This is a genomic window from Gemmatimonadota bacterium (assembly GCA_016720805.1).
GTDB lineage: Bacteria > Gemmatimonadota > Gemmatimonadetes > Gemmatimonadales > GWC2-71-9 > Palsa-1233.
Genome location: JADKJZ010000014.1, coordinates 377900 through 392804 on the forward strand (window position 1 = coordinate 377900; position 14905 = coordinate 392804).

Genomic DNA, 14905 nt, shown 5'->3' on the forward strand with positions numbered 1-14905 from the left:
AGGGGTGAGGAGTAGGGGCCGGTGCCAGCCCTACCTCCAGCGAGCGGCCGCGCCCCGGTTGCAGGTCACTGGTCACGGGTTACCCGCGCGGAGGCCCTCATGGCAGTAGATCCCGGCTTCGGAGCGTTCATTCTGGAACAACTGGGCCGAGTCGCCCCGTCGGTCCGGTCATTGGCGATGTTCGGGGGGCTCTCCTTCCGGACCGCCGAGGGGACCTTCGCCCTGCTCGACGACGAGCAGCTCTACCTCAAAGGGGACAAGCTCTCGGTGGCCCGGTACGCGGCGGCCGGCTGGCCGCCGTTCCGCCCCTTTGGCGAGGACGGCGCGGCGATGAACTACTTTGCCGTCCCCGGCGAGCTGCTTGAGGATCTCGATGGGCTCCGTCCGTGGGTCGACCTCGCGCGCGAGGCGGCGGCACGGGCTCCGAAGAAGAAGAAATAGTCATCCGGGGAACCTTCCCCCCGAGCGGCGGCGTACAGGATCGCAAGGAGGTAGCACATGCGACTCGATGGCATCCATCACATCTCGTGCATCACCGGTGATGCACCGACCAATCTCGATTTCTACACGCGCGTGCTGGGGATGCGCCTGGTTGCCAAGTCGGTGAACCAGGACGACCCGTACGTCTATCACCTCTTCTACGCCGATCATTTCGGGTCGCCGGGTTCGGACCTGACGTTCTTCGAGTATCCGGGCGCGCTTCCGGGTCGTGCCGGCGCGGGGATGGTGTACCAGATCGTCTTCCGGGTCGGCTCCACCGCGGCGATCGACTTCTGGGTGGCACGACTCGGGGCCGAGGGGATCGCCACCACGCGCAACGGTGATGTGCTCGACTTCGCCGATCCGGAGGGGCTGCGCCTGCAGCTCGTGGTCACCAGCGTCCCCGACGCGCCGCTCGTTGCGAATCACCCCGAGATTCCTGCGGCGATGGCACTGCAGGGCTTCGACGGCGTGCGTGCCTACGGCGGTCGTGTGGCCGGCAGCCGGCGCGTCCTCGAGGCGGTGATGGGGGCGGAGCCGGTCGGCGAGCAGGAGTGGCGCATCACGGGGCCGTCGCGCACCGGCTGGATCACCTTCGAGAATCCGCCGATGGAGGCGAGCCGGCCGGGCGCGGGCACCGTGCACCACGTCGCGTGGTCGACCGAACCGGCGGAGCACGAGCTCTGGGTCGAGCGTCTCGCGATGGGCGGAGTGTCCTCGACGCCGGTGATCGATCGTCATTACTTCCGGTCGATCTACTTCCGCGAGCCGAGCGGCGTCTTGTATGAACTCGCTACGAAGGGGCCGGGCTTCACCGTGGATGGCCCGCTCGAGGAGCTGGGGCATCACCTGATTCTCCCGCCGTTCTTCGAGACGCGCCGCGCCGAGATCGAGTCGCGCCTCACGCCGTTGCCCGACATGGCCCGCTGACCGCGGGCCACTCCTCACTTCGCCGAGTTCTTCCATGGCTGATGCGCTGCGCCTGGTCGCCCTCTGTGGCTCCCTTCGCAAGGGGTCCTTCAATCGTTCGCTGCTCGCGACGCTGCCGCCGCTCGCGCCGGAGGGGATGACGATCGAGGTGCTGGAGTGGGCGCATCTCCCCGTCCTCAACACCGATCTCGAAGTCGACGGTGCGCCGCCGGCCGAGGTGGGCGCGCTGCATCAGCGGATCCGCGCGGCCGACGGCCTGCTGATCTGCACGCCGGAATACAACCACTCGATTCCGGGCGGGCTCAAGAACGCGATCGACTGGCTCTCGCGCGGGCCGATGCCGCATGCGCTCTTCGAGGTGCCTACGGCGATTCTCGGTGCCTCCGACGGCACCATCGGCACCACACGCGCCCAGGCGATCCTGCGCCAGACGCTCGCCACGCTCAACGCTCCGACGATGCCTTCGCCGCAAGTGCTCGTGGCGCTGGCGCACAAGAAATTCGACGCCGCGGGGAAGTTGACCGACGACGGGACGCGGGAGTTCCTGCGCACCTACCTGGTGGCGGTGGCGCGCTGGATGCGACGCTTCCCGAAGGCTGAACGTGGCTGAGTCGCCCGACACGCAGGCGCCGCGGCCCACCCACACGCCGTCGGAGCCGTTCACGCGCGCCTCGCTCTACCTCGGCCCGCTCTTCGAGGCGCACGGCTTCCGCTGCATGGCGCGCGAATACTCCGAGGGGAGCGAGGCGAGCGCCTCGGCCGAGTACGGCCTGGGCGATGTGCGCCTGCGCCTGGTGTGGGAGGGCGAGGAGCGGGTGCTCTTCATCGAGTGCGCGCGGGCCTCGGGCGCCTCGTTGATCTCGCGCTGGATCGATATCGAGTGGGCCGTGGCCGGTGAACGGCTCGAGGTCGATCGCGACCTCACCGATGCGCGGCTCGAGCGGCTCGCCGCGGCACTGGTCGCCTTTCTCGCGCGGGGACGCGCCGAGGCGAGCTGAGCGCAACGTTTCCGGCGTTCGGGGCATCCACTGGCACGTCCCCCCTCTCGGAGCCCTCGTGATCCTGTGTCGCCCCGCGGCGCTTGCCGCGCTGCTGCTTCTCGCCGCCTGCGATGGCCGGGAGGCCACCCACTCGCTCTCCACGACCACCGACTCCGCGGGCGTCGCGATCGTGACCGGTCCCGCGGCCGACAGCGCCCTCCCGTGGACCTTCACCGAAGTCCATCGCATCGGCGGTGCCGACAGCGGCGTCGCGTCATTCACGCGCGCGTCGAGTGGCGTCGTCGCGACCGACGGCCGCGCGACGATTGCGGTGCTCGACTGGGAGAACACCAACCGGATCCAGCTCTTCGACTCAAGCGGCACCTGGCTGCGCTCGGTCGGGGCCAAGGGCGGTGGGCCAGGCGAGATCCAGTCGCCCTCGGGGATCACGATGGACCGCAACGGCAAGTTGCTCGCCTTCGACTATCAGAAGATGGCACTGGTGCATTGGACGGCGGATGGATCGCCGGCGGGCGAGACGAAGTGGAGCGCCGACCAAGGTTTTCCGTGGGGCGTGCCGAGCATGCTCGGGGACACGATGATGGTGCTGGTTCAGGCCACCGACTCGCTGCATCGGGTGACGCGACTCGAGATCCGGGCGCCGGGCGGCGTCGTTGCGATCGATTCGACCATCGAGCCTGCGCCGAAAATGGTGATGCTCTCGTGCGTGGGCCTCTCGCTGCCGCCGCTGCTCACCGGCCAGCTGGCGTGGGGGATGGGATCCCGCCAGATCGCGACGACGCCGCAGTCCGCCTACGTGGTCAACGTGCGCGACGGCCGCCGATTGCTGCGCAGCGTGCGTCGCGCGATCACGCCTGTGCCGGCCACCAAGGCGGATGCGGCACGCCTCTTCCCCGACGGCATGAAGATCCGTTTCGGCGGTGGCCGCGAGTGCGTGACGCCGAGCAGTGAAGTGGCCGAGAAGATCGGCGTGGCGCCAACGCTGCCGCTGGTCAAGGGAGTGGCGGTCGCGCCGGACGGCACGCTCTGGGTCCAACGCTTCACCTTCGAGGGGGAGACGCCGTCCACCGATATCTTCGATGCGGCAGGGAACTACCTCGGCACCATCATCGGCAAGCCGCTCCCGCTGGGCTTTCTCGGACCGGACCTGGTCCTCTTTCCAATTGACAATGCCGACGATGGCACCAGCATCGTCGGCATCTATCGCATCACACGGCGCTGAACCCGCCGGCGCCTAGTGCGTGTGGGCGCCACCCTCACCCTTGGCAATCTGCAGGTGATGCTCGACGTGGTGATTGCCGAGGGTGAGCAGGCCGGCGAAGCCGAGGCCGCGGATGCGCGCCACCATGCGGGCGTCGTCGCTCCGCTCGGCGGTCACGACGAAGCGGACGCCACCGGGGATCACCGTCGTGCTGGCGACGAGGTCGGGCATCGCGTCGACCATCTTGGCGTGGTTCACCACCATCCGCTGGATCGACTGCGCCGTGGCGGCGTCACCGGTCACCTCCATGCTCAACCCACCGGCAACCTGCGTGCGCTGCACCGACGACTTGAGCGTCACCACATTCATGTCGATCAGGTGCCGGCGAAGCGCCTCGAGGTCGACCTTCGACCAATCGGTCATCGGGTCGGCGTCGAGCAGCTTGACGATTTCGGCGATCGCGGCAAAGGCATCCTGCCCCGCCTCGGTCGGAAGGACGGTCGCGGCATGGGTCATCCCCGCCGTATGCTGATGACCGGCCGGCATGGCAGGGGTCTGCGCGCCGAGCGGTGCAGCAAGCAGCGACGCGAGGAGGGCGGCAGGGATGATGAGGGCGGACATGGGAGCTCGACCTGTTGGAGGTGAGACGTGAGACGTGAAAGGTGAAACGTGCTTTGAGGGACCTCTCACCTTTCACCTTTCACGACCAACGACTAACGACTAACGACTAACGACTAACGACTTGCCTGCCCCCAATATACCATTCCATCATGACTCCCATCGACCCCCGTGTCTCAATTGGCCACGTCCACCTCAAGGTGGCGGATATCGAGCGTGCGCTTGGCTTCTGGCGCGACATCCTCGGCTTTGAAGTCCAGCAGCGGATGGGACAATCGGCTGTCTTCCTCTCGGCCGGCGGCTACCACCACCACCTCGGCCTCAACACCTGGGAGAGCCGAGGCGGCTCCCCGCCGAATCCGCGGAGCACCGGGCTCTATCACGTGGCGATCCTCTATCCCGATCGGGCCACCCTCGCCGATGCGCTCCGCCGCGTCATGGCCGCCGGCGTCCCGATTGAGGGGGCCTCCGACCATGGGGTGAGCGAGGCGATCTATCTCCGTGATCCGGATGGCAACGGCGTGGAACTGTATCGCGATCGACCGATGGCGGAATGGCCGCGGGACGATCAGGGCGAACTCGCGATGACACTCGATCCCTTTGACCTGCAGGCGCTGTTGGCCGAAGCCCCGTGAGCGGGAACCGTCGGGCGCGTGCCGGCGTATTGCTCTCGTTGCTGCTGGCGCCGATTACGGCGGCGGCACAGGGCACCCCGTCGCTGGTGCTCCATCACCTCCGGGTCGGCCTCGATTCGGCCACCTGGAAGGATGTGCACGACTCACCATTCCTGCGCGAGCAGTTCTCCGCGTTTGACTCGGTCCGTGTCGAAGGCGGTGGGACGACCACGCTGCGCCAGCTCTTCACCGGCCGTCGCAATTGGCTCGAAGTGGTGCGGGGAGTCGGTCCCGCCACGATCGAGTTGGGGTTGACGAACGACGACGCCAGCAGCGTCTCGCGGGTCGTCGCCGCGTGGCGGCGCGATGGGATCGCGTTCGACAGCAGTGCGGTGGGACGTCCCGATGGGCAGCATGCCGCACCGTGGTACCTCCGCTGGGCAGTGCGTGGCGGCGCGAACGCGATGTTCGGCGTGGAGCTCGATGCCTACCACCCGCTGCTCTTCCGTCGCCTGGCGGAGTGGGATTCGTTGCCGCCCGACCTGCAGGATCGTGTCCGCGCCTTGCGACCCCACTTCGCCCCGGAGCGCCTCTTCTCCGAGATCACCGGCGCGACGCTGGCGATTCCGGTCGAGGAAATCCGAGGACTGCGCAACGCGCTGCGCGGTGGCGGGGTGCAGGTCGTCGATGAGGGCGAGGGGTTGGTGGTGTTGTTCACCGACGGAGTGCGGTTGCGATTCGTGCCGGCGTGGAATCAGCCGGGGCTGCGCCGACTGGAGTTCTACCTGACGCGCGCGGTGCCGGCCAATCCGATCTATCGGTTGGGGCAGCACTCGCGGTTGCGGTTCGGACCGGGGCGGGTGGCGGCCTGGGATTTTGATTTGCCGTGATGCACGGCGAGGAGTGGCAGATGGCGTTGGCGACGTTGGGTGGCGGTTGTTTCTGGTGTCTCGAGGCGGTGTACGAGCGCGTCGCGGGCGTGCGGTCGGTCGTCTCCGGCTATGCGGGCGGCCACGTGCCGTCGCCGTCCTACGAAGCGGTATGCGCGGGGATCACCGGCCACGCCGAGGTGGTGCAGCTGGACTTCGACCCGACGATCATCGGCTACCGGGAACTGCTCGAGATCTTCTTCACGATCCATGACCCCACGACGCTGAACCGGCAGGGGCCGGACAGCGGGACCCAGTATCGCTCGGCGATCTACACGCACGATGCGGAGCAACAGGCGGTCGCCACGGCGCTGATTGCGGAGTTCGAGGCCGACGCGGTCTTTCCGCATCCGGTGGTGACCGAGGTGATCCCGCTCGACACCTTCTGGCCCGCGGAGGCGTACCACCAGCAGTACTTCCGGCGGCATCCGGCTCAGGCATACTGCGCCGCGGTCATTGCCCCGAAGGTGGCGAAACTTCGGGCCAAGTGGGCGTCTCGGCTGCGAAACGCCTCGGGCGAGATGACCTCCGCCCCTTGAGCCTGACGCACGACCGGGGCATCCTCCACCATACGAGGCGCGGATGCGCCCGTGGCAGATCAGGCACGGGGGAGGGGTCGTGGCGAAAGGTGGGGCGGGGAAGTCACTGCTGGATTGGCTCAAGGCGGCGGCCTGGGCGTTCGGCATCTGGTTGGTGCTCAGCACCTTCGTGGTGCAGGCCTATTTCATTCCGTCGCCGAGCATGGAGACGACGCTGATGGTCGGCGACGTGCTCTTCGTCAACAAGTTCCTCTTCGGCGCCAAAATCCCGCTGGTCGATGTCCGGACGCCGGCGGTCCGCGAACCGAAGGCCGGCAATATCGTGGTGTTCATGTCGCCGATCGAGGACTCGATCCTCGTGAAACGGTTGATCGGCGTGGGGGGCGACACGCTGCAGATGAAGCAGGGCGTCCTCTACCGCAACGGTCAGGCGCTGGAGGAGCCTTACATCCAGCAGACCAACCCGACCTGGACGCTCGATCCGCGCACACGGCAGGAAATGCGCGACTTGCAGCTCTCGCACTATATCGGCCCCGAACCGGACAAGTACCTCCCCGACATCCACGACTGGGGGCCGCTCCTGGTGCCGAAGGATTCGCTCTGGATGATGGGCGACAATCGGGACGGTTCGCGTGACTCGCGCTTCTGGGGCTTCGTTCCCCGCAAGAACGTCCGTGGCACGCCGGTCATCATCTACTACTCGTGGGATGGCACGAGCTACCGGCCGTTCCCGTTCTTCACGGCGACCAGGTGGGGGCGGATCTTTCGGGTGCCGAGATAGTTAATGAACGGTGAACGGTGAACGGTGAACGGTGAAGAGGGTGAGACGTGAGACGTGAAACGTGAAAGGTGAAACGGAGCCGAAATTGGCCCCCGTTTCACCTCTGACGTTTCACCCCGCGCGGCCATCGGCCGCGCCCCGTTCACCGTTCACCGTTCACCGTTCACCGTCTCTCCCCCCGATGTCGCCCCCCGCCCCGCCTCTGCGCATCTCCTCCAGACACCATTGGGGAGCGCACCGTGCAGTCCTTGGAATCCATCATTCGCGTGGCCCGGTCGTTTGACCACGCGGCGGATCATCATGACCATCCGGCCAACACGCTCTGGTCGCGAGTCGGACGCCAGCTGGTCGTGCGCGCCGGCGTCCGGCCGGGGATGGCCGTGCTGGACGCTGGGTGCGGCAGCGGCGCCTCCGCGATTCCGGCCGCCCAGCGCGTCGGGGCGGAAGGGGCGGTGGTGGCGATCGATCTTTCGTCGCGGCTGCTGGCGATCGGCAGGGCTCGGGCGCAGGCCCATCGGCTCCGCCACCTGCATTTCCTGCGCGACGACATGCGGACGCCACCGGTGCCCCACGCCTCGCAGGATGTGGTGCTCTGTGGGCTCGCCCTGCATCTGGTGCCGAATCTGGCCGAGGGACTCCTGGCGCTCTGGGAGACGCTCCGTCCCGGGGGCACGCTCACGATCGCCGTGCTGGGGCGCGACCCGTTTGCCCCCGCGCATCAGCTGCTGATGGACGCCTTGCACCGCGAAGGGGTCGTGTCAGACCCGCGCTGGCCGTGGGATCGGCTCGCCGATGCCGCGTCGTTGCATCGCGTCTTTGCGAGCGCCGGACTTCCGGAGCCGGAGGTCCAGGTCGAAGCGGGAACCCATCCGATCCCGACGCCAGAGGCGTGGTGGATGCTGGTCCTCGGTTCAGACTATCGCTGGGCGATCGATCGCCTTGATCCGGCAGCCCGGGAGCGCGTCCGGCGCGACATGCTCTCGCGGCTCGCCGAACAGGGGGTTCGCTGCGTTCGCAGCGACGTACTCTACGCCACCGCACGGGCGCTGTAGCCGATGGCCGCCGATTCGGGGTCATCGCTCGGAGCCGCCGTCGCGCCGCTCACGTTGGTGACGGAGGATGGCTATCCGCTCGCGGCCACGCGGTATCGGGCGCGCGCCGCGCTCCGCGGGGTGGTGGTGATCGCCCCGGCCACCGGGGTGCGGATGCGGTACTACTCGGCCTTCGCCGAGTTCCTTGCGACGCAGGGATTTGAGGTGCTGACCTGGGATTGGCGCGGCATCGGCGATTCGCGCCACGAGGCACGCTGGCGTGACCGTCGGCTCACCATGCGCGCCTGGGGCGAACGGGACCTCGCCGCCGCGATCTGCTGGGCCGCGCGCCGCGACCACGGTGCGCCGGTGGGCGTGGTCGGGCACTCGTTCGGTGGCCAGGCGCTCGGGCTTGCCGCGAACGCCGATCGGGTCGCCCGGGCGGTGCTGGTCTCGGCGCAACACGGCTGGGTGGGCCATTGGCCCACGCGCGACCAATTGCTCTTGCGACCGCTCTGGCAACTGGTCATGCCGTTCCTGGCCACGGTGCTCGGCCGCTTCCCATCGTCGTGGTTCGGGTTGGGCGAGGACCTGCCGCGCGGTGTGGCGCACGACTGGGCCGCGTGGGGGCGTCGGCGCGAACACCTCGGCACCTGGGCGGGACATGCCGCCCTCCGCGCGCCCCTGCTGGTCTACTCGGTCAGTGACGACCGGATCGCACCACCACGGGCGGTCGATGCCTTGATCCGGGCCTATGCCGGGGCGAGGGTCCGCCACCGGCAGGTCCGTCCCGAGGAGTTCGGGGTCGCCGCCTTGGGCCACTGGGCTTTCTTTCGGGCGGGCGTGATGCCGTCGATCTGGGCCGACGTGGCGGAGTTTCTGGGGGAGGGAAATGCGCGCTGACGCCGCGCCGGAGTTCGGGCGATATATTTCCGCGACTCGATCCTTTGGCGGAGTACCCGCGATGACCGGCCCCCCCACCGGCGATAGCGATCTCTTCTTGCGACTCTACGCGGAACTCCGCGTGGTGGCGGATCGCTTGCTGCGCCGCGAGGCACCGGGTCACACGCTCCAGCCCACCGCGCTGGTCCATGAGGCGTGGTTCAAGTTGGCTGGCTCCGCCGCCCCGGTGGTCGTTGATCGTGCCCACTACCTCGCGCTCGCGGCCCGGGCGATGCGCCAGGTCCTCGTCGATCATGCGCGTCGTCGGCGGGCCGCGAAGCGTGCGGTGGCACCGGTCGACATCACGATCGCCGACGACCGTCTCGGCTTCGCCCTCCCTCTCGACGACCTCATCGCGGTCGACGAGGCCCTCACGCGACTGGCCGGGAAGGACGAACGACTCGCGCGGGTCGTCGAGCTGCGGTTCTTCGCCGGCCTTGGTGAGGCCGAGGTCGCCAGCGCGCTGGGCGTCACGACGCGGACGGTGCAGCGTGATTGGCTGAAGGCGCGGGCATGGCTCCACCTGCAACTCGCCGATGGCGGTTCCTCCGAGTGACCACCCCGAACGACCGCTGGCTGCGACTCTCGGCATTGTTCGACGAGGCGCTGGAACTGCCCGACGCGGCACGCGCCGATTGGCTCGCCGCCGCCGCGCCGGACGACCCGGCGCTCCGCCACGAGCTCACGCGCATGCTGGGTGCCCATGCGCGGACCGGCCCGCTCGATCGCAACCTGGCCCCGCTGGCAGAGGCTGAGTTTCACGGCCGACTTGATGCGGCGCTCGGCGATCGGTATACGCTCGGGGAGACCCTCGGCGTCGGTGGCACCGCCGCGGTCTTTCTGGCGCACGAGAGCAAGCACGACCGCCGCGTGGTCCTCAAGGTGCTGCAGCCCGGGCTGGCAGCGGCGATCGGACCGACGCGCTTCCTCGAAGAAGTGCGCATCACGGCGCGGCTCTCGCATCCGCACATCCTGCCGCTGCTCGATTCGGGGGAGGTCGACGGACTCCTCTTCTACGCGATGCCCTATCTCGGCGGCGAGACGTTGCGGGAGCGGCTCGCGCGGGATGGGGCGCTGCCGCTGACCGAGGCGGTGGGGCTGTTGCGCGACATCGCGGCCGCGCTCGCCCATGCGCACTCGGCTGGCGTCATTCACCGTGATCTCAAGCCGGAGAATGTCCTCTCGGTGGGGGCGCATGCGTACCTGCTCGACTTCGGCATCGCCAAGCTCGAGGCCGATGTCGAGAGTGTCAGCGTGACGCATCCCGGCTTCGCGATCGGCACTCCGGGCTACATGGCCCCCGAGCAGGCGGCGGGGCAGGCGGTCGATCACCGCGCCGACCTCTACGCCTGGGGGTTGCTCGCCCGCGAGATTCTCACTGGGGGACGCTCGGCGGCACCCCTCGGCGAACAGCGTCCCGACCTGCCGCGCTCCCTGGTGGCATTGGTCGAGGCGTGCCTTGCGATCGACCCGGCGGAGCGTCCGGCGACGGCGAGCTCACTTGTGGCCGCGCTCGACGGGCTCGTGGCACCGGTTCGCGAGCGCTCGTGGACTCGGCGGCTGGTGCCATTCGCGGCGGTGGGTGCGGTGGTGTTCGCTGCGGTCATGGCGCGCCGCGAGCCGCCGTCCTCGGCCGCGCTCGTCGGCCCGATCGCGGTGACGCCGCTGGTCAATGAAACGGGCGACAGCACGCTGAGCGGCTGGGGGCGGCTTGCCGGCGACTGGGTGACGCAGGGGCTTCACGAGGCGAGTCTGCTGGCGGTGGTGCCGTGGCCCAGCATTCTGCTGGCCGCGGAACAACACGCCAAGAGTGGCGCACCCGATCTGGCGGCCACCGTTCGCGAGGAGACCGGTGCTGCGCTGGTCGTGAGCGGGAGCTACTACCGCACCGGCGACTCGTTGCGCTTTCAGGTCAGCATCACCGACATGCGTGATGGCCGCCTCGTGGCCGCGATTCCGCCGGTGGTCGTCGTGAAGGACTCCGCCGCCTCGGCGGTGCGTGAGCTGCGCGATCGGGTGATGGGCGCGCTGGCCGTGGCGCTCGATGAGCGGATGCCGCCGGAAGTCGAGCTGGGAGGCCTATCGCGCCTTCGACCAAGGGATGGCGGAGTTCAATCGCTACGATTACGCGAGGGCGGACACCTCGTTGCGCGAGGCGTGGGCGCTCGACACCACGTTCGTGCCGGCGCTGCTCTACGCCACGTTTGCCGCGGTCAACGATGGTGCCGGCGCGCGGGGCGATTCGTTGCTCAAGCAGGTGCTGCTCCGGCGGAGCAGCCTCAGCAGCTATCACGCGGCCCTCGCGGACTACCTGAGTGCCTACCTCACCGGCGACCGGAGCCAGGCGCTGCCGAAGATCGTGTTGGCGGCCCAACTGGCGCCCTCTTCCCGCGCCGGGTACAACGCCGCGTTCGTGCTGCTGCAGTTGAATCGCCCGCGGGAAGCCGATTCAGTGCTCGGCTCGCTCAATCCGGATCGTGGGCCGATGCGAGACTGGCCGACCTTCTGGAGCCAGCGCGCCTACGCGGCCCATCTCCTCGGCGACCACGCACGCGAACGCGAGTATGCGCAGACGATGCGTGCACGGCACCCGGACCAGCGCGTGAGCTGGGTGATCGAGGCGCGCGCCCTCGCCGCGATGGGGCGCGAGGCGGCGCTCGATTCCCTCCTCGTGGCGGCGGCGACGCTTGACCCCGACGTGTACTGGTCGCAAGGCGCGATGTACGTCGTGGCGGGCGAGGAACTCGCGGCGCATCAGCGCGGCGATTCGACCGCGCGCTTTCGACAGGCCGTGACGTGGCTCGAAGAGCGGCTGCGCAACGACTCGACCAATCGCGCGCACCAATTGTGGCTGGCGCAGGCGTATGTCGGGCTGGGCGACTGGAAGGCCGCCGAGCATTGGCTCTCGATCGTTGACGCCAAGGGGCCGCCCCGGCTCTACATCCGCGGCCAGCTCGCCGCGCTGGCCGCCCGACGGGGTGACTCGACCCTCGCAGTAAAGCTCCTCGGTCCAGGCCCGACGGCGGGTCACGTCGATGGCGAGTTCCTGGTCTACGAGGCCCGGCTGGCCGCGCTCCGCGGTGACACGGAGGAAGCCATCGCCAAGCTGAGCACCGCGCTGCGCGTCGGTGTCACCAATTTCCATTGGGTGCAGCATGCGGTGCGGCAGGACTTCGCATCGATGGCGGGGGATGCGCGGTATCGGAGATTGATGGGGCTGGAGGGGGAGCGGTAACCAGTGACCGGTAACCAAGGACCAGGTTACAGGTCACAGGTCACAGGTCACCAGTCACTGAATTACTTTCCCCAAACTCCCCTGCTCGAGGTTTCTCATGCGCTGGTCCGCCTCCGGTCGTTCGCAGAATCTCGAAGATCGCCGCGGCGGTGGTGGCGGCGGCATGATCCCTGGCGGCATTGGCGGCCTGGGTATTGGCGGCGTGGTGCTGGTGGTGATCTTTTCGCTCATCACCAAGCAGAATCCGCTCGCCGTCATCGGGGCCCTTGATGGCGGCACCGCCGCGCCCGGCGTCGAGGCGCCGATCACCGACCCGGCGGAGGAGGAGAAGGTGCTCTTCATCGGCGCGGCGCTCGACAGCACCCAGGCGCTCTGGGCGCGGTTGCTGCCGACGATGGGCGCCGAGTATCGCGACGCCAAGCTGGTGCTCTTTCGCGATCGGACCACCTCGCCCTGCGGCGCCGCGCAATCGGCGACCGGTCCCTTCTACTGCCCCGGCGATGAGAAGGTCTACATCGACCTCGGCTTCTATCAGGAACTGGCCACGCGCTTCGGTGCCCCGGGCGATTTCGCCGAGGTGTATGTGCTTGCGCACGAGATCGGCCACCATGTGCAAAAACTCCTCGGCACCGAGGAGGCGATGCGTCGCGCGCAGGAGCAGCGCCCGGCGCAGGCAAACGCGCTCTCCGTGAAGCTGGAGCTGCAGGCCGATTGTTACGCGGGCGTCTGGGCGCATACGGCGGCGCAACAGGGGCGCCTCGAGCGCGGCGACGTCGAGGAAGGACTCGGCGCCGCCGCCGCGGTCGGCGACGACCGGATCCAGCGGATGGGCGGCGGGAGCGTGAATCAGGAGAGCTGGACCCACGGCTCGTCAGAGCAGCGGATGACGTGGTTCAAGCGCGGATTTGAGAGTGGGGATCCGAAAATGTGCGAGACGTTTCGATGATCGATGGTCGATGATCGATCATCGATCATCGGTGTCCCCACGATCCCCAACGGCACCATCCGCCAGTTGCTCCACTGTCGGAGCGCACTGCTGCTCTCGCGAAGCGCGAGTTGACTTGAGAGGCCGCCATCGAGGCCGACGGCACGGGTGGCCCCGAGGCGACGCATGAGGGTGGCGAGCTCCGGGATGGTGGGGCCGAAGGGGAGGGTGGCGCCGGCCGAGCCCGCACCGCGGAATCGCGTCAGCACCAGGAGCACGCGCCCCTCGGCGTCGGTGCCGATGGCGAGCCGCGTGTCACGATGCTCCAGGTCAACGCCGCGCCCGGGGGCGCGCAGCGGCGCCGGCATGACGCCGTCGACCAGCAGCATCGGATACGATTGAATCGCGGCGCGCACGGTGCCTCGCGCCGCCGGGATCTCCTCCGGCGTGAGCAACCGCACCGCACCCGCATCGAAGACCACCGCCATCGCCACGCTGCCGCTGCCCGGCGCCTGCCGCTCCACGCCATCCTGCACCAGCCATCCCCACGGCGTCCCCTCGCGGAATTGTCCCGCGTTAAGGGCAAGGACCGCCTCGGCCGGCATCGAGTCGACCGTCCAGGCTCCACGCAATCCGGCGTAGCGCGTACGCGCCATCAGGTCGAGGTGAATGCGCGCGGGGTCGATGCGCAACGCGATGACCTGAACCGCCTGCAGCACGCCACGTTCCGCCATCACGAACTCGCTGCGCTCGATGCCGTCGCGCGCGGTGGCCCACGTGATGTTGGGCGACGCCGCGCGCGGGCCGAGCGGCAGCGCGAGCAGGGTGAGGGCGAGACGCAGCGTGCCGACCTGCATCAGGAAACGGCCTTCATCCCGGCGAGCAACTGGCCGCACCGTGGCGTGAGCAATGCCGCCTCGCTCGCCTCGTAGACATAGTAGATCCCGTTGCCGATCCCCGGCACGCGCACATCGCCGGTTCCGCGCGCGGCCGCGTCGAAGGCGCAGAATGGCGTGATCCGTTCCTTCAGCAGCGCGTACCGCTTCTGGTCCATGCCCACCAGCTTCGCCGCCTCATGCTCGGAGGGGTGGTAGAGCGCCGACGGCCCCGGCTCGGGCGGATACAGGCTCGGATCGTAGCCGCACTTCCCCTGAACGATGCGGTCCTGCTGGGCCTTCATCCCCGTGGCGATCTTCGTCATGTACTCGGCGCTGCCATCGTTGTCCTTCGAGGCCATCGCGTCGAGGTAGTCCTGCATCATCTTCTTGGCCTCTGGCGACGTCGGTGCCAGAGCCACTTCGGAACAACGGCGATACTCCTCAGGGGACTTGAGCGTGGTCCGAATCCGGGCCCGCTCCTCCAGCCACTGCTTCTCTGCCGTCAATGCCCTGGCGAACAGGTCGAGGGACGGCTCGTCGATCCGGTCGGCCGGCTTGACCTTGACCGGTCCGACCGGCGCCGACTCGACCTTGGCGACGGCGGCAGGCTTGTCGACTCCGGCAGCGGCCTTGGCCTTCTTTATCAGGCCCCCCAGCTGGGCGTGGCCAGGGACGGCGAGGGTGACGGCCATGGCCGCGGCGAGGGTCAGGGGGAGGGTACGCATCGAAGGCTCCAGTTGGGGTTGGTGGTGATCCCTTTTGGAACGTTGACGGGGGGACGTTGCAGATTGTTTCAAGGCA

Annotated in this window: 18 protein-coding genes; 15 read left to right on the forward strand and 3 right to left on the reverse strand. The window is 68.5% G+C overall.

Annotation, left to right across the window (positions count from 1 at the left end; genetic code table 11):
* Positions 1 to 99 precede the first annotated feature (99 nt).
* Genes IPP98_11940 through IPP98_11960 form a run of 5 tightly spaced genes read left to right on the forward strand, consistent with a single transcriptional unit; the run spans position 100 to position 3633 of the window.
* Positions 100 to 441 (forward strand): TfoX/Sxy family protein, encoded by a 342-nt coding sequence (locus IPP98_11940; GenBank protein MBL0179819.1) that lies wholly within the window; start codon positions 100 to 102, stop codon positions 439 to 441.
* 57 nt (positions 442 to 498) lie between these two features.
* Complete coding sequence (locus IPP98_11945; protein ID MBL0179820.1) at positions 499 to 1410, forward strand: VOC family protein; 912 nt, start codon at positions 499 to 501, stop codon at positions 1408 to 1410.
* Positions 1411 to 1444: 34 nt separating this feature from the next.
* Entirely contained in the window at positions 1445 to 2020 is a 576-nt protein-coding gene (locus tag IPP98_11950; GenBank protein MBL0179821.1) for an NAD(P)H-dependent oxidoreductase, read from the forward strand.
* Positions 2013 to 2408, forward strand: a complete 396-nt coding sequence (locus tag IPP98_11955; protein ID MBL0179822.1) for a hypothetical protein — start codon at positions 2013 to 2015, stop codon at positions 2406 to 2408. The genes IPP98_11950 and IPP98_11955 overlap by 8 nt, the downstream gene beginning before the upstream one ends.
* A 58-nt stretch (positions 2409 to 2466) precedes the next feature.
* A complete protein-coding gene (locus IPP98_11960) occupies positions 2467 to 3633 on the forward strand; it encodes a 6-bladed beta-propeller (GenBank protein ID MBL0179823.1) in 1167 nt (388 codons plus the stop codon).
* Between the two features lie 12 nt (positions 3634 to 3645).
* Here IPP98_11960 and IPP98_11965 read toward each other — a convergent pair whose 3' ends face one another.
* On the reverse strand, positions 3646 to 4233 hold the full coding sequence (locus tag IPP98_11965; protein MBL0179824.1) for a hypothetical protein: 588 nt from the start codon (positions 4231 to 4233) through the stop codon (positions 3646 to 3648).
* Positions 4234 to 4382: 149 nt separating this feature from the next.
* Here IPP98_11965 and IPP98_11970 point away from each other — a divergent pair, with 149 nt between their 5' ends.
* The 10 genes from IPP98_11970 (at position 4383) to IPP98_12015 (ending at position 13247) form a co-directional block, all read left to right on the forward strand.
* Positions 4383 to 4865, forward strand: a complete 483-nt coding sequence (locus IPP98_11970) for a VOC family protein (protein MBL0179825.1) — start codon at positions 4383 to 4385, stop codon at positions 4863 to 4865.
* Positions 4862 to 5734, forward strand: a complete 873-nt coding sequence (locus IPP98_11975) for a hypothetical protein (GenBank protein ID MBL0179826.1) — start codon at positions 4862 to 4864, stop codon at positions 5732 to 5734. The genes IPP98_11970 and IPP98_11975 overlap by 4 nt, the downstream gene beginning before the upstream one ends.
* Before the next feature lie 20 nt (positions 5735 to 5754).
* Positions 5755 to 6312 (forward strand): peptide-methionine (S)-S-oxide reductase MsrA, encoded by a 558-nt coding sequence (gene msrA, locus IPP98_11980; protein ID MBL0179827.1) that lies wholly within the window; start codon positions 5755 to 5757, stop codon positions 6310 to 6312.
* Positions 6313 to 6355: 43 nt separating this feature from the next.
* Complete coding sequence (lepB, locus tag IPP98_11985; protein ID MBL0179828.1) at positions 6356 to 7093, forward strand: signal peptidase I; 738 nt, start codon at positions 6356 to 6358, stop codon at positions 7091 to 7093.
* A gap of 239 nt (positions 7094 to 7332) precedes the next feature.
* Positions 7333 to 8145, forward strand: a complete 813-nt coding sequence (locus IPP98_11990) for a methyltransferase domain-containing protein (protein MBL0179829.1) — start codon at positions 7333 to 7335, stop codon at positions 8143 to 8145.
* 3 nt (positions 8146 to 8148) lie between these two features.
* On the forward strand, positions 8149 to 9027 hold the full coding sequence (locus tag IPP98_11995) for an alpha/beta fold hydrolase (GenBank protein ID MBL0179830.1): 879 nt from the start codon (positions 8149 to 8151) through the stop codon (positions 9025 to 9027).
* A gap of 61 nt (positions 9028 to 9088) precedes the next feature.
* Entirely contained in the window at positions 9089 to 9622 is a 534-nt protein-coding gene (locus IPP98_12000) for a sigma-70 family RNA polymerase sigma factor (GenBank protein ID MBL0179831.1), read from the forward strand.
* Complete coding sequence (locus IPP98_12005) at positions 9619 to 11757, forward strand: protein kinase (GenBank protein MBL0179832.1); 2139 nt, start codon at positions 9619 to 9621, stop codon at positions 11755 to 11757. Before IPP98_12000 ends, IPP98_12005 begins: the two co-directional genes overlap by 4 nt.
* Positions 11669 to 12301 carry a hypothetical protein gene (locus tag IPP98_12010; protein ID MBL0179833.1) on the forward strand — a complete coding sequence of 211 codons (633 nt, stop codon included), beginning with the start codon at positions 11669 to 11671 and terminating at the stop codon, positions 12299 to 12301. The genes IPP98_12005 and IPP98_12010 overlap by 89 nt, the downstream gene beginning before the upstream one ends.
* Before the next feature lie 97 nt (positions 12302 to 12398).
* The gene (locus IPP98_12015; protein ID MBL0179834.1) at positions 12399 to 13247 is read left to right on the forward strand and encodes a neutral zinc metallopeptidase; all 849 of its coding nucleotides are present in this window, start codon (positions 12399 to 12401) and stop codon (positions 13245 to 13247) included.
* Here the strand turns inward: IPP98_12015 and IPP98_12020 are convergent.
* Positions 13148 to 14083 carry a phosphodiester glycosidase family protein gene (locus IPP98_12020; protein MBL0179835.1) on the reverse strand — a complete coding sequence of 312 codons (936 nt, stop codon included), beginning with the start codon at positions 14081 to 14083 and terminating at the stop codon, positions 13148 to 13150. The two genes, IPP98_12015 and IPP98_12020, sit on opposite strands and share 100 nt — an antisense overlap.
* Positions 14083 to 14829: a hypothetical protein gene (locus IPP98_12025; protein MBL0179836.1), complete on the reverse strand. Its 747-nt coding sequence runs from the start codon at positions 14827 to 14829 to the stop codon at positions 14083 to 14085. Before IPP98_12025 ends, IPP98_12020 begins: the two co-directional genes overlap by 1 nt.
* Positions 14830 to 14905 lie beyond the last annotated feature (76 nt).

Excerpts from the sequence above, each read along its gene's own strand:
- IPP98_11940 (MBL0179819.1), top strand. The coding sequence starts at position 100 with ATGGCAGTAGATCCCGGCTTCGGAGCGTTCATTCTGGAACAACTGGGC.
- IPP98_11945 (MBL0179820.1), top strand. The coding sequence starts at position 499 with ATGCGACTCGATGGCATCCATCACATCTCGTGCATCACCGGTGATGCA.
- IPP98_11950 (MBL0179821.1), top strand. The coding sequence starts at position 1,445 with ATGGCTGATGCGCTGCGCCTGGTCGCCCTCTGTGGCTCCCTTCGCAAG.
- IPP98_11965 (MBL0179824.1), bottom strand. The coding sequence starts at position 4,233 with ATGTCCGCCCTCATCATCCCTGCCGCCCTCCTCGCGTCGCTGCTTGCT.
- IPP98_11970 (MBL0179825.1), top strand. The coding sequence starts at position 4,383 with ATGACTCCCATCGACCCCCGTGTCTCAATTGGCCACGTCCACCTCAAG.
- msrA (MBL0179827.1), top strand. The coding sequence starts at position 5,755 with ATGGCGTTGGCGACGTTGGGTGGCGGTTGTTTCTGGTGTCTCGAGGCG.
- lepB (MBL0179828.1), top strand. The coding sequence starts at position 6,356 with ATGCGCCCGTGGCAGATCAGGCACGGGGGAGGGGTCGTGGCGAAAGGT.
- IPP98_11995 (MBL0179830.1), top strand. The coding sequence starts at position 8,149 with ATGGCCGCCGATTCGGGGTCATCGCTCGGAGCCGCCGTCGCGCCGCTC.
- IPP98_12000 (MBL0179831.1), top strand. The coding sequence starts at position 9,089 with ATGACCGGCCCCCCCACCGGCGATAGCGATCTCTTCTTGCGACTCTAC.
- IPP98_12015 (MBL0179834.1), top strand. The coding sequence starts at position 12,399 with ATGCGCTGGTCCGCCTCCGGTCGTTCGCAGAATCTCGAAGATCGCCGC.
- IPP98_12020 (MBL0179835.1), bottom strand. The coding sequence starts at position 14,083 with ATGCAGGTCGGCACGCTGCGTCTCGCCCTCACCCTGCTCGCGCTGCCG.
- IPP98_12025 (MBL0179836.1), bottom strand. The coding sequence starts at position 14,829 with ATGCGTACCCTCCCCCTGACCCTCGCCGCGGCCATGGCCGTCACCCTC.